General features: G+C 39.2%; 12 protein-coding genes. 6 read left to right on the top strand and 6 right to left on the bottom strand.

All coding sequences use genetic code 11. From position 1 onward, the window contains the following. Positions 1–99 precede the first annotated feature (99 nt). Complete coding sequence (gene recF, locus B9A52_RS02770) at positions 100–1,209, top strand: DNA replication/repair protein RecF (protein WP_084118867.1); 1,110 nt, start codon at positions 100–102, stop codon at positions 1,207–1,209. On the opposite strand, the gene B9A52_RS02765 is transcribed toward recF, so the two are convergent. Next, on the bottom strand, positions 1,206–1,619 hold the full coding sequence (locus tag B9A52_RS02765) for a DoxX family protein (RefSeq protein ID WP_084118866.1): 414 nt from the start codon (positions 1,617–1,619) through the stop codon (positions 1,206–1,208). The two genes, recF and B9A52_RS02765, sit on opposite strands and share 4 nt — an antisense overlap. 113 nt (positions 1,620–1,732) lie before the next feature. Here B9A52_RS02765 and B9A52_RS02760 point away from each other — a divergent pair, with 113 nt between their 5' ends. After that, complete coding sequence (locus B9A52_RS02760) at positions 1,733–2,866, top strand: TlpA family protein disulfide reductase (protein ID WP_231955446.1); 1,134 nt, start codon at positions 1,733–1,735, stop codon at positions 2,864–2,866. Positions 2,867–3,028: 162 nt separating this feature from the next. Here B9A52_RS02760 and B9A52_RS02755 read toward each other — a convergent pair whose 3' ends face one another. Next, complete coding sequence (locus B9A52_RS02755; RefSeq protein WP_084118865.1) at positions 3,029–3,934, bottom strand: nucleotidyltransferase family protein; 906 nt, start codon at positions 3,932–3,934, stop codon at positions 3,029–3,031. A gap of 314 nt (positions 3,935–4,248) precedes the next feature. Here B9A52_RS02755 and B9A52_RS02750 point away from each other — a divergent pair, with 314 nt between their 5' ends. Together B9A52_RS02750 and B9A52_RS02745 are read left to right on the top strand one after the other, a co-directional pair. Next, positions 4,249–4,587: a P-II family nitrogen regulator gene (locus B9A52_RS02750; RefSeq protein ID WP_084118864.1), complete on the top strand. Its 339-nt coding sequence runs from the start codon at positions 4,249–4,251 to the stop codon at positions 4,585–4,587. 204 nt (positions 4,588–4,791) lie between these two features. Further along, entirely contained in the window at positions 4,792–6,024 is a 1,233-nt protein-coding gene (locus B9A52_RS02745; protein ID WP_084118863.1) for an ammonium transporter, read from the top strand. 77 nt (positions 6,025–6,101) lie between these two features. On the opposite strand, the gene nadC is transcribed toward B9A52_RS02745, so the two are convergent. Then, positions 6,102–6,962, bottom strand: coding sequence for a carboxylating nicotinate-nucleotide diphosphorylase (nadC, locus tag B9A52_RS02740; RefSeq protein WP_084118862.1), 861 nt, complete (start codon positions 6,960–6,962; stop codon positions 6,102–6,104). Positions 6,963–6,996: 34 nt separating this feature from the next. Then, positions 6,997–7,407 carry a DUF4783 domain-containing protein gene (locus B9A52_RS02735; protein ID WP_172805156.1) on the bottom strand — a complete coding sequence of 137 codons (411 nt, stop codon included), beginning with the start codon at positions 7,405–7,407 and terminating at the stop codon, positions 6,997–6,999. 229 nt (positions 7,408–7,636) lie between these two features. Between B9A52_RS02735 and gpmI the strand changes: the two genes are divergently transcribed. Then, complete coding sequence (gene gpmI, locus B9A52_RS02730; RefSeq protein WP_084118860.1) at positions 7,637–9,157, top strand: 2,3-bisphosphoglycerate-independent phosphoglycerate mutase; 1,521 nt, start codon at positions 7,637–7,639, stop codon at positions 9,155–9,157. Positions 9,158–9,412: 255 nt separating this feature from the next. Beyond that, the gene (locus tag B9A52_RS02725; protein ID WP_084118859.1) at positions 9,413–9,964 is read left to right on the top strand and encodes a hypothetical protein; all 552 of its coding nucleotides are present in this window, start codon (positions 9,413–9,415) and stop codon (positions 9,962–9,964) included. A gap of 123 nt (positions 9,965–10,087) precedes the next feature. On the opposite strand, the gene B9A52_RS02720 is transcribed toward B9A52_RS02725, so the two are convergent. Next, a complete protein-coding gene (locus tag B9A52_RS02720; RefSeq protein WP_084118858.1) occupies positions 10,088–11,590 on the bottom strand; it encodes a sodium:proton antiporter in 1,503 nt (500 codons plus the stop codon). Positions 11,591–11,782: 192 nt separating this feature from the next. Further along, on the bottom strand, positions 11,783–13,009 hold the full coding sequence (locus tag B9A52_RS02715; protein ID WP_084118857.1) for a Glu/Leu/Phe/Val dehydrogenase dimerization domain-containing protein: 1,227 nt from the start codon (positions 13,007–13,009) through the stop codon (positions 11,783–11,785). Positions 13,010–13,033: the final 24 nt, after the last annotated feature.

Genomic DNA, 13,033 nt, shown 5'->3' with positions numbered 1-13,033 from the left:
TATAATAAAATATGCTAAATTAGGCCTCAAATATAACCAAACAGGCTGAATTTTCAGGCCAAATGCGAAATTAGTCAAAAACCCTACAGTTTAGGCAACATGTACCTTAAAAATATCCGCCTGCAACAATTTAAAAATTATCAAAAGGCCCAGGTACAGTTTTCAAAGGAAATCAACTGTTTTGTCGGGGTAAACGGAAGCGGTAAAACCAACCTGCTCGATGCGATACACTATCTCTGCCTGACCAAAAGCGCCATCAATGGGGTTGATTTGTTGAATATTCTCCATAACAAAGATTTCTTCACGGTTTTCGGTGATTTTGATCTGGAAGGCAAGGAAATCGAAGTCCGATGCATTTTTGAAGCCGGGAAAAAAAAGCAGGTTTTACAAAACGGGAAAGCCATTGAGAAAATGAGTGAGCATGTCGGTCTTTTGCCGGTGGTTATCATTGCTCCTGACGATACTTTGCTGATCAAGGGGGGCAGTGAAGAAAGGCGGAGGTTTTTTGATAATATGCTCTGCCAAATGGACAAGCAGTATATGGATAGGCTGGTGCGGTACCAACATTTTTTGAAGCAGAGAAATGCACTGATCAAGCAGTTTGCAGATAAGGGCAAATGGGACAAAGCATTTGTAGAGCCTTATGACAAAGAAATTATTGAACTGTCAAAGTTGATCGCGACATCCAGAAAATCCTTTACGGAAGAATATGGGCCTCTTTTGAAAGAATTTTATGATATCATTTCAGATAATCAGGAAAATATTGATATCCAATATGACAGCCATTGTTTAAGCGAAGATTTTGCCAGCGAATTCAAAAACAATTGGCAAAGGGATTTTATGCTCAAACGTACCAATATGGGCATACATAAAGATGACTTCCAGTTTGGTATCAGTGATTATCCTATTAAAAAATTCGGGTCCCAGGGCCAACAAAAATCCTATGTGATTGCCCTGAAGTTGGCACAGTTCCAGATTTTTCTCACCCATAAAAAAACAAAACCCATCCTGTTATTGGATGATATTTTTGATAAACTGGATGATATCAGAATTGCAAAACTGATGAATCTGGTCGCAGACCACAGGTTTGGGCAGTTGTTTATCACGGATGCCCGGCCGGAAAGATCTAAAGCCATACTCGCAGCCATAGAGGCTGAAAGTAAATTTTTTCTTATTGAAAACGGGTTGATTTCTACAGATGTATTTTAGTTGCTGTTCTTTTTGATCTGGGCATCCACGGAATATTTGCCGGGACCGGAAAACATCAAGAAAACAAATATGACCAGGAACAATAAACCTTTTTCCTGGTTTGAGAAAGGATCATCAGCATGAACCACAAAAGAAATAACCGCCATGTTGATGATCAATGGAATCAATGATATCCGTGAAAGGAAGCCCAAAGCCAACAGAATAGCACAGAAAAACTCTGCGAAAATCACCAACTGTAAAGACAATGCAGGTCCCAATCCAATAGGATCGCTGAATGTAGTCAGTCTCTCGCTGAAGTTTGCAATTTTGGCCCAGCCATGCGTGACCAACATCAGAGAAGTTGAAATCCTTAAAATGGCTAATCCCAAGTCCAGGAGAAATGGGGAAGTGGAAAAAAACAACTTTTTCATGGTTTTAGGGGTTTGCTATGAGAAACTGAATCTATATCTTCAAAAATAGTAATAAATCTAAATCTGAATCTTAAATTCAAAATTTTATTACTATTGCAAACTACTCTACAAACATGCGCATTCAGACTATGATGAAAAAGCCCTTTTCCCTCTTTTTACTTTGGATCCTTGTTGGGTTCAGTTCTTATGGACAAGCACCTACCCAGGCATATTTGGATTACATGAACGGACTTGAAAGTTATGTTCAAAATGATCTTTACGGAAAAGTCGCTGCCGTTTTGTATGATGTCGATGATCTTCCTCCGGCCGGGGATTATATTGATTTCGTCACGCAGATTAAAAAAGAATTAGAAGAGTATTACCAAAAAAATTCTGTCGGACTCAAAGAAGAAGAAAAGAAAAATGCCAGGATTTTTACCAATACCATGTTGGTTCAATTGGGAGATCTTTATTTTGACAGGGGGCAGGAATTGGACACTTCCGAAAAGCTGTTGTTTCTGGAAAGGTTTTTTGGAGAAACCGGATTGGAATCTTCCATTTCGGAACTCTCAGATGACCTTGCGCGGTCCCTGATGATGACTGTTCATACTGCATTGGGAATTCCTTTTGGGATGCCCAATGAGCAAGTTGGGGCATTTGTCCAAGAATTGGAAGAACCAAAAAAAGAAATGTTTTTGGCTGCCTTGATACAGAATGACATGCTGATGCTTTCAGGTGGCTATGATGTAAGTAAATTTCAAATAGAAGGTTTCAAAAGTACATATCCTCAATCCGTTTACATCGATAATCTTGATAATGGATTGCTTTCGATAGAAAAATTACGGGCTGGCGCTCAGGTGGAAAATTTTTCTTTTGTTGATTTGGAGGGGAATCAGGTGAGTTTAACGGATTTCAAGGACAAGATCATTTATCTTGACCTTTGGGCCAGTTGGTGCGGACCCTGTATCAATACTTTTCGGACAAAAACACCTGAATTTGAATCAAAGCTGCGGGAAAAGGAAGATGTGGTCCTCATGTACATTTCCATTGATGAAAAGGAAGAGCCTTGGAGAAATTACCTGAGCAAAAATCCCATGAGAGGGGTTCATCTTTTTGCTGGTAAGGGTTTTCAGGCGGAAATCATGCAATATTTTAAGGTTTGGGGTATTCCCCGATACCTGATAATCGGCAAAGACAATAAAATCATCGATGTCAATGCCCCAAGACCCGGAGATGAAGCATTTGAGGTATTGTCCAAAATTCAGTGATCAGTTGGCAGGGTTCAGTTTGCAGTTTTCAGTGATCAGTTTTCAGTGATCAGTATTCAATATGAATACTGCCTACTGCAAACTAAAACTGTCCACTTTAAGCTGTGACTGCAAACTGAACACTGCGACTGCCAACTGCGACTGCCCACTGAATACCGCGACTCAACCCCAAAGATTCACCGGATACTCCCCTGATTCATGCATTTTTTTCAAGGAATCGATTACTACAGGTTTATCTTCGGTATAAGTTACCCCAAACCAGGTTTTTCCACCTTCCAATATTTCAAATGCAGCCTTGCCGTCCTGAATCAGATTGTTGGCCACGGTAGGGATGTAAAATTCGGATTTTAAATTTTCCGTATTGTTGGTGAGGAATTCCAGCCACATTTCTTCAATAGCAGAAAAGACTGTTGGATGAAATCCCCAAAAATTCATAGAGACAGGTGTTCCTTCTTTGATTTCGATCACTTCACCATCACCTTTACTCAGGATTTTTTCACCTTCTCTTGCGATGGAGGTTCTTTCTATCATTCCTATCAGTTGATTCGCTTCATTCATGCTGCATACTCCCCGGCTTACGGTGCCGTGTTCGGATAGTACGTTTTGGATTGCATAGCCTACCATTGCATGTAGATTGGGCTGAACCCCGTTTGTCAGGAATTTACCGATTACCTCAAAAGCCTCTTTCCCATAAAAATCATCTGCATTGATAACAGAGAATGGCTCTGCGATCGCATCTTTGGCACACAATACTGCATGTGCTGTGCCGTAGGGTTTTGTTCTTTCCGGATTTTGGAATTCACTCGGCACAAAACTTTGGAGGGATTGGAGTACAAAATCGATTTCTATTTTTCCTTCTACTTTAGGCAGAAGCAGTTCTTTGGTCATTTCCAGTATTTCTTGTCTTACGATCAAGACAACCTTTCCGAATCCTGCCCTAATGGCATCATAAATGGAATATTCCAGGATGGTTTCTCCATTGGGGCCAAAGCCGTCAATCTGTTTATTTCCTCCATATCTACTGCCCATGCCGGCAGCAAGTACCAAAAGTGTTGGTTTGATTTTCATAAAGTCATTTCTTTTTTCAGGTCCAAAATTACTTTTTTCATTTTGGATACAAAGAGAAGGGTTGTTTTATTTTAATACATAGATTCCAGAAAGTAAAAACATGCCTATTGTCTTTATATGATTAAAAAAAGAACCGATAAAATTTTTTCAGACAAAAAAATATTTGAAATAGGGTTAAAATTTTATCTATAAATTAAAAATAATAAAAAAAATTGTTCAAATAGGTTCAAAAATAAATCAAATATATTTTTTTAATACTTTTTCTTTTACATTAGCACTGTTTTTCTAATAAATACCCACTTAAATTGAAGAAAATGAAAAAAATCGAAGCAATTATTAGAACATCCAAATTTGAGGAGATTTATACATGTGTAGCAGGTTTGGGGGTGAAATTTCTCACTTTCTATGAAGTAAAGGGAATGGGGATGGAACATGCCAAGCAACAGACTTACCGTGGTGTGGCTTATGAACCAAGTTATATTCCCCGAACCAAACTTGAAATTGTGACAGTAGAGGAACTCGTCCAACCTGTGGTCGATTGTATCCTGAATATGGGGAAAACAGGGGAAGTCGGGGATGGAAAAATCTTCATCTACGAGGCTTTGGAAGCCTACAGAATAAGAAACCGTGACACCGGTGAAGAAGCATTGTAGTCAAAAGCAGCAAGAACCAAGAAGCAAGAAGTAAGAAAAAAGAAACGAGAGTTAAAGCCTGTCCAAATGTAAGTCAGGAAACCTAGAGAAGTGATGCATATGAATACAGCTTAGACAATCCAATTTAAAAACAAAGTGAAATCTGCCTTCTTATTCAAATTCATCAGTCAAAATATCATTACATAATACTAACCTATCAAACCTATGAATCAAGAAATGTTTACTATCAATAACCTTTGGATGATGGTGGCCACCATATTGGTCTTCATTATGCATTTGGGGTTTGCCAGCTTGGAGGCTGGACTGACCAGAGCAAAAAACACGGTCAATATCCTTTTTAAAAATACTATTATCCCTGCTATAGGGCTGCTTACTTATGCCTTTATCGGATTTAATTTAATGTACCCCGGAGAAGCTTTTACAGGCAGTTTCTTCGGTCTTTCCGGAATTGGGATTTCTCTCCCGGAGGGCTGGGATACATTTGCCTATAATGAAGGGTACACTTTTTTTACTGATTTTATTTTCCAGGCCATGTTTGCAGCTACAGCCGCGACTATTGTTTCCGGAGCTGTTGCCGAAAGAATTAAATTAGGACCATTTATCTTTTTTTCGATCTTATATGTGGGTATTTGCTATCCAATTGTTGGAATGTGGAAATGGGGCGGAGGCTTTTTGAATACTTTAGACGTGCCTTTCTATGATTTTGCGGGTTCTACCATAGTGCACTCTGTCGGGGGCTGGGGAGCCTTAGTGGGGGCTTTTTTACTTGGCCCAAGATTGGGCAAGTATACAGAAACAGGCATGAAAGCTATTCCGGGCCATAATATTCCTTTGGCGACAATCGGGGTATTTTTACTTTGGTTTGGTTGGTTTGGATTCAATGGGGGTTCGGTATTGACTGCTGATCCAGGAAGTGTTTCCAGGGTTTTTGTCACCACTGCTATTGCGGGTGCCGCAGGTGCATTTGGGGCTTTGATAGCTTCGTATCTTAAATTCAAGACCTATGACATCACTATGGTGCTGAATGGAATTCTTGCAGGACTGGTAGGCATTACTGCCGGGGCTGATTTGATGGGAGTAGGCGAGTCCGCCATTATTGGGTTTATTGGAGGAACATTGGTTGTATTTGCTGTAGTATTTTTTGATAGAATAAAAATAGACGATCCTGTGGGTGCCATTTCTGTCCACTTGATCGGTGGAATCTGGGGTACTTTGGCAGTGGGTCTATTTGGGAATTTAGCTGGATTCCAGCAGCTTCTTTCTCAACTTATCGGCATTGGGGCAGTAGCAGCTTTTTGTTTTGGCAGCAGTTGGTTGATTTTCTTTTCTTTAAAGAGAACCATTGGTATACGTGTGGATGAAAGAGAGGAATTGGAAGGCTTGGATATCAATGAACACAGTATGCAGGCTTATCCGGACTTTGCTTCAAAAAATTAAAACTTTAATTTTAACCCTACATTGTTAACAAAGGCACAATCGGATTCATCTCCATTGTGCCTTTTTTTGATTCCTGTTCAAAACGCTTTTAAACTGATATCCATACTTTTTACGTGATGGGTCAGTGCACCTACGGATATAAAATCCACACCGCACTCAGCTACATCTTTCAGTGTTTCTTCTGTAATACCTCCGGATGCTTCAATCGGAAATCTTCCGTTTACTAATCTGATTGCTTCTCTCATGGTAGGGTAATCCATGTTGTCCAGCATGATAAAGTCGACCCCGCCTACATCCAATACTTCCTTGACCTCAGCAAGTGTTCTCGTTTCTACCTCGATTTTCAAGTTCAGTTTTTTTGAATCAAGATAGGATTTGGTAGACTCGATTGCTTGCCTTATTCCTCCTGCAAAATCAATATGATTGTCCTTCAGCATAACCATATCATACAAAGCGAATCTATGGTTCAACCCGCCACCGAGGACCACGGCCCATTTTTCCATCAATCTGAAGTTTGGGGTTGTCTTTCTAGTGTCCATCAGCCTTGCTTTGGTATGGCTGATAATTTGATTGAGGTTATGCGTTTTTGTGGCTATTGCGCTCATCCTTTGGAGACAGTTCAAAACCAATCTTTCAGTGGTCAAAATAGATATTGCTGAGCCTTTTACTGTCAATCCAATGTCTCCGGCTTTGACTTCAGAACCGTCATACATCAACAGTTCAACTTTCAGATCAGGGTCAAATTGACGAAAAATCATTTCTGCAAGTTGCAGTCCTGCGATGATGCCTTTTTCTTTAATGATCAATTGGGCCTGACCCTGTTTACCTTGAGGGATTGATCCCAAAGATGAATGGTCACCCGCACCAACATCTTCTTGGAGGGCAAGACGGATAAATTCATGTATTTTTTCAGGTGTCAGATAGGGTATGTTTTTCACACCTCAAAAATAAAAAATTATGTTTGCAGGGAGCCTAAATTCTTATTTTTATAATTTCCAGGCTAAAGATTTTAATCAGGTCACCTTTATTGGTTCCTTTGATCAGTATCCGAAATTGATTTGAATCGGTCATATAGGATCCCACAAAAAACATTGTAGGCCCCCGATTTTCTCCCTGATGGAGAACTTTGAAATCATCCGGAGGGTATTTGATAAAAAAATCCTTTAGAATAAATTCTGCCTGATTTTTAGAATAATCACCTTGCTGGCCATTGATATTCAAATTGATAGCGTGGTCGAAATATCTGGCAAGATCCTTACTTGAACCTGTTTTGAAATAAACAGATAATTCCGTCAAATTGAGATTTGTTTCGGTTCGGTTGGTGGCACCTGAAGGCACAAAAAACAATAGAGATAATGATATTAGGGCAACTAAACTTTTCATAAAATTCATTGTGAAAACTACAAAACAAATATTAAGCCAAATTCGTTAGGTAAGGCTATTATTTGACAAAAAAGTAATTCATCCTAAGATTTCTGCTTTTGATGTGAGTTTATCAATTTCCAAAAGCAGAAAATTATGTAGCTGGAATTTTGTGCACTTGGTAAAGAATAATCATTTTTACAGTTCGTTAAAAAATCACTTTTAATTTTTATCAAAATAGAATGCCACTATGAATAAAAAAGTAATATTGATGATTTTGGATGGATGGGGCATTGCTACTAATCCCGAGGTCTCCGCAATTGATAAAGCAAAAACGCCTTTTGTGGACAGCCTTTATAAAAAATATCCCCATTCCAAGTTGGAAGCTTCAGGTTTGGCCGTAGGTCTTCCTGAAGGGCAAATGGGTAATTCCGAGGTTGGTCACATGAATATAGGTGCAGGAAGAGTAGTTTATCAGGACCTGGTCAAAGTCAATAAGGCAGTTCAAGATGGGGATCTGAATCATCACCCTATTTTGGTGGAGGCATTCAATTATGCCAAAAGGGAAAATAGAAAAGTGCATTTGATAGGGTTGGTTTCGGATGGAGGCGTACATGCTCACATTGACCATCTCAAAGGCCTTTGTGATGCAGCTAAATTCAATGGTTTGTCACAGGTTTATGTACATGCATTTACTGACGGCAGGGATACCGATCCAAAAAGCGGGCTGCATTATTTGAGTGAACTCAATGAGCATTTTCAGCATTCTGTGGGTAAGATTGCTTCTGTCATTGGGAGATACTATGCCATGGATAGAGATAAAAGATGGGAAAGGGTGAAATTGGCCTATGATGCCATGGTCAAAGGTGAAGGAGAGAAATCAAAAGATGTGTTGGCCTCAATGGTCAAATCCTACAGTAATGGGGTGACGGATGAGTTTATAAGACCAATTATTCAGGTCAATGAACAGGGTAAGCCATTGGCTGTAATTCAGGAAAATGATGTAGTGATTTGCTTCAATTTCAGGACTGACAGAGGAAGGGAAATCACCCAAGTCCTTACGCAGACGGACTTTGAAGATTTTAATATGAAAAAACTAAAACTTCATTATATAACCTTTACCAGTTATGATGAGACATTCAAAAATGTAAAAGTTCTCTTTGAGAAGGATAATCTGAATAATACTTTGGGAGAGGTGTTGGCTGAGAATAGGAAAAAACAAATCAGAATAGCAGAAACCGAAAAGTATCCCCATGTGACTTTCTTTTTTTCAGGAGGCAGGGAAAAAGAATTTGACGGAGAAAGCAGGATTTTGTGTCCATCTCCAAAAGTAGCAACTTATGACCTAAAGCCTGAAATGAGCGCTTATGAAATTGCAGACAAAATAAAAACCGAAATAAGAAAAAAAGAGGTGGATTTTGTTTGTCTCAATTTTGCCAATCCGGATATGGTGGGACATACAGGGGTGTTTGAAGCTGCTGTTAAGGCATGTGAGACAGTGGATGAATGTGCCAGACAGGTCATTACCCAGGCCTTGGAAAGTGGTTATACCACCATAGTGATTGCAGACCACGGAAACAGTGATATGATGATCAATGAAGATGGAAGTCCAAATACAGCCCATACTACTAATCTGGTCCCTTGTATTCTGGTAGATGAAAAAGATAAATTTGAGCTTAAAGATGGGAAATTGGGCGATTTAGCACCCACTATTTTGACTTTGATGGGCATTTCTATCCCGAAGGAAATGACCGGAAATATTTTGGTTTAAATAATATTACATTTGTAACAAGAGGCTGTATCATAAATCGACTTTCAAATTTTATTGCCAAATAAAGTATAGGTTTTACAATTAGGCCCTTTGTGACTTTGTGTTTGTGGTCAAAATTGTCCAAAAATGCCATAAAGGCACAAAGACCCAAAGTCTAGTCAAATCTAAGCCCAAATAATATTTGGATATGATTTTGGAGATTTCACTTATGAGACAGCCTCTTGTTATTTATGATCTTGGAAAACAAAAATATATATGAAGTATTTTTATTTTATCATTCTGTTTCTTTTAATGTTCATCAGCTGTGTGGAAACCAATAGGTCGGTTCAGGAAACAGAGAATATCTATTTTCCATTGAAAGATTACATAGAAGAATTGGCTCTGAATCTTGACGGTAAGGTGCTTTTAAAAGAAGTTATTGTCAACGGCGAAAAAGAGGAGATCATTGATACTTTGAGCTCTGAAAATTGGCTTAGAGAACTGGATTTTTTTATACAGGCGGATATCAATAAACCTAGCTTGGCTGCCGCCTATGAGACCCAAAAAAATGATCGGGAACTAATCCATCAACTGAAAAAAAACGAGAAAGGGAGAGTGAAAAAAATTGTGGTGAATTACAGTGGCGGAGAAGTGAAGGACATTACATTTATTTCCGGATCTTCCAATCTTTTTTATTCCACCCAAACAACAGGAATTATTTACAACCAAGGCCAAGGAGGGGAAATTGAAAATTATGTAGTGGAGACAACTCAAAAGGTTGTCTTTTTGAAGCCAAATAAAATGAGCATAACCGGGTATGTTAAATAGCCCTTATGTAATACTCAAAACAAACTATGCCCCATTTTTCTTAATAGCCTTGATTTTGATGCATTTATACATCAATCTCTTCTCAAAAAATAATCTTGCAAAAGAAATGGATTACTGAATTCTTTACACGAAGGCAAAAAACACCAGCCAGATAATTATAAGAATCGGTAAAAGAATGGGAAGGGAAAAACGGATCACGTAACCAAAAAAGGATGGCATTTTGATACCGCTTTGTTCAGCGATTGACTTGACCATGAAGTTTGGACCGTTCCCTATATAGGTCATAGCACCAAAGAATACTGCTGCAATGGAAATAGCCATCAGTTCAAATGCGGAATCTTCGTAATTATTCAAAGCAAAATCCCTCACATTCTCAATACTGCTAATTTCAGCCCCTTGTGAGGCCATGGCCGCAGCAAGGAAATTCAGGTAAGTCGGTGCATTATCCAAAAATCCGGAGAGAATACCGGTCCCCCAATATAAAGTGTTATGGGTGATTATGGCTGCACCTTCGGGAGATTTTGCAAAATTCCCCACCAACTCCAATGCAGGCATCATTGTGCCAAAGATCCCAATAAAGATAAAGGCGACCTCTCTTATGGGTTCAAAATTAAATTCATTTCCTTTTATCGCTTTTTGATCTGCAAATTTAAAGCTCAAATAAGCTACCGATAACATGATGATCTCCCTGATGAAGGAAAATTTCTGTCCATCGTAATGAATGGCCGGTACCCAATCAATCACATTTGGATCCAAAAACACAGAGCAAATTACAACTAGAAGCCAAAGAAAATTTCTTGATCCGATCAACTCAAATTTGTTGGTATAAACGGTTTCCTCCAATTCATCTTCATTTGCTTTGCCGAATTTTCTGTCAATTAAATAAAAAACGCCAGATAATAACAATAAAGCTAACACCCAAGCAGGCCAATTATACTCTAATGTCCAGAAAAAAGGAACGCCTTTTAAGAATCCCAGGAATAACGGCGGATCGCCAATCGGGGTCAGGGAACCCCCAATGTTGCTGACCATGAAAATAAAGAAAATAATATGGTAGGGCTGGATGTTGCCTTTGTTCAGCCTGATAAAAGGTCTGATCAAAAGCATGGAGGCGCCAGTAGTACCTATAAGGTTCGAAATTAAAGCCCCTATCAGTAATAAGGATACATTTGCCATGGGGGTGGCTTTTTTATCGACTTCTATCAATATCCCTCCGGAAGCTATGTAGAGAGATGCCAAAAGGGCTATGAACTGTACGTATTCAGCCAAGGCATGAACCGGTCCATGTACATTATGAAGGGCAAATAAATAATAGAAAACCACCAAAATAGCCAATCCTACTGCCACTTTGGGATAATTGTGATGCCAAAAATGTTCATAGAACAAAGGACCTGTTGCAATCATCAGCAGCAAGGCAACGAAGGGTATCACGAGCCAAAGAGGAGCAGTCCCATGCTGGTCATGGGCATCATCGTGAACGTGTGGGTCTACACTTGCTAAAGTGTGACTTTCACTATCCTGTTTTACTACCTCGGTTTGGGTTTCTGCTTGGGCAAAGACTTGAGGGATACCTGAAAAATAAAACATCCCAAAAATCACTACGAAAACAGTAATAAGATTCTTCATTCAATTAAAATTATAGGCTCATTTTAACAATTCGTATTTCAGAAAACCTTGAAATTTGTGATTAGCTAAAAACAAACTCCAATTTTGTTTTTGCTAAACTACTTATTTTGAATGAAAAGGACTACATAAAAAATCAGCCAAAAGGGGAATAATTTAAATTTATTTACTCTTGGCTGATGACTGGCTATATGGTTATACAAGTTGCTTGAGAGCGATTTCCAAAGAAGATTGTGCCAAGCCTGTTTTGGTTGGATTTGATTCAAAAGTTTTCCTCAGAGCTTTGGATATGGTGTTACTGACATCCTTGAAAATGGCATCATCGGTCAATATTACCTGATCAGACATTAAATGTGCGAATACTCTTGCCATGCCACAATTGGCAATAAAATCCGGAAGCAGGGAGATTTTTTCATCGGTCCACATGCCTATTGGACCAAAAAATATCTCTGAGTCTGCAAAGGGTACATTGGCACCACAGCTGATTACTTCCAAACCTGCATTTACCATTCTTTCAACCTGATTTTTGGTAATTAGTCTTGAGGAAGCTGCCGGTATAAAAATCTCACTTTCTAAATCCCAGATTTTTTCATTGATTTCATCAAAAGGTATCAGTTCATCAGCAACTAGCTTGTTGCCATCTCTTTTTACAAACAAATCCCTTACTTCATCCAATGAAAATCCATCTTCATTTATCAATCCCCCTACTCTGTCGATGATTCCTACTATTTTGACACCTTCTACGGCTAGAAAGCATGCTGCTGCTGCTCCAACATTACCCCAACCTTGGATAATAGCCCTTTTGCCTTTTATTTCACCTCCCCAGATTTTATAATAATGTCTTACAGCTTCAGCTACGCCAAAACCTGTAATCATGTCCGCTACTTTATATTTTTTTGGACCATTCGGTGTGTATAAAGGATCTTCCAAAACTTTGGAAACACCTTGCCGAAGCTGGCCTATCTTTCTGATTTTATCGGGCTCGGTTGCGTGAAAGTGACCGTTGACAATACCTTCCTGTGGGTGCCAAAGTCCGAAGGATTCCGTAATGGGAATTACCTCGTGAATTTCATCTATGTTAAGATCCCCGCCTGTTCCGTAGTAGCTTTTCAATAACGGCATTACCGCCCGGTACCATCGCTTTAATACTTCATCTTTTCTTGGGTCATTGGGATCAAAATTAATTCCTGACTTTGCTCCACCGATGGCTGGTCCTGAAACCGTGAATTTTACCTCCATGGTTTTTGCAAGGGATTCCACCTCCCTTTTGTCCAGGCCTTTGCGCATTCTTGTTCCACCACCTGCAGCACCTCCCCTGAGAGAATTGATGACTACCCAGCCTTCTGCTTCAGACTCGTTGTCGCTCCATTCAAAAACAATCTCGGGTTGTTGATTCTCAAATTTTTTGAGTAATTCTTTCATATCGAATATTTGGGTTTATCTGAA

It is taken from the genome of Aquiflexum balticum DSM 16537 (assembly GCF_900176595.1).
GTDB lineage: Bacteria > Bacteroidota > Bacteroidia > Cytophagales > Cyclobacteriaceae > Aquiflexum > Aquiflexum balticum.
This window is presented reverse-complemented; position numbering and strand designations above follow the sequence as displayed.

Excerpts from the sequence above, each read along its gene's own strand:
- recF (WP_084118867.1), top strand. The coding sequence starts at position 100 with ATGTACCTTAAAAATATCCGCCTGCAACAATTTAAAAATTATCAAAAG.
- B9A52_RS02765 (WP_084118866.1), bottom strand. The coding sequence starts at position 1,619 with ATGAAAAAGTTGTTTTTTTCCACTTCCCCATTTCTCCTGGACTTGGGA.
- B9A52_RS02760 (WP_231955446.1), top strand. The coding sequence starts at position 1,733 with ATGCGCATTCAGACTATGATGAAAAAGCCCTTTTCCCTCTTTTTACTT.
- B9A52_RS02755 (WP_084118865.1), bottom strand. The coding sequence starts at position 3,934 with ATGAAAATCAAACCAACACTTTTGGTACTTGCTGCCGGCATGGGCAGT.
- B9A52_RS02750 (WP_084118864.1), top strand. The coding sequence starts at position 4,249 with ATGAAAAAAATCGAAGCAATTATTAGAACATCCAAATTTGAGGAGATT.
- B9A52_RS02745 (WP_084118863.1), top strand. The coding sequence starts at position 4,792 with ATGAATCAAGAAATGTTTACTATCAATAACCTTTGGATGATGGTGGCC.
- B9A52_RS02735 (WP_172805156.1), bottom strand. The coding sequence starts at position 7,407 with ATGAAAAGTTTAGTTGCCCTAATATCATTATCTCTATTGTTTTTTGTG.
- gpmI (WP_084118860.1), top strand. The coding sequence starts at position 7,637 with ATGAATAAAAAAGTAATATTGATGATTTTGGATGGATGGGGCATTGCT.
- B9A52_RS02725 (WP_084118859.1), top strand. The coding sequence starts at position 9,413 with ATGAAGTATTTTTATTTTATCATTCTGTTTCTTTTAATGTTCATCAGC.
- B9A52_RS02720 (WP_084118858.1), bottom strand. The coding sequence starts at position 11,590 with ATGAAGAATCTTATTACTGTTTTCGTAGTGATTTTTGGGATGTTTTAT.
- B9A52_RS02715 (WP_084118857.1), bottom strand. The coding sequence starts at position 13,009 with ATGAAAGAATTACTCAAAAAATTTGAGAATCAACAACCCGAGATTGTT.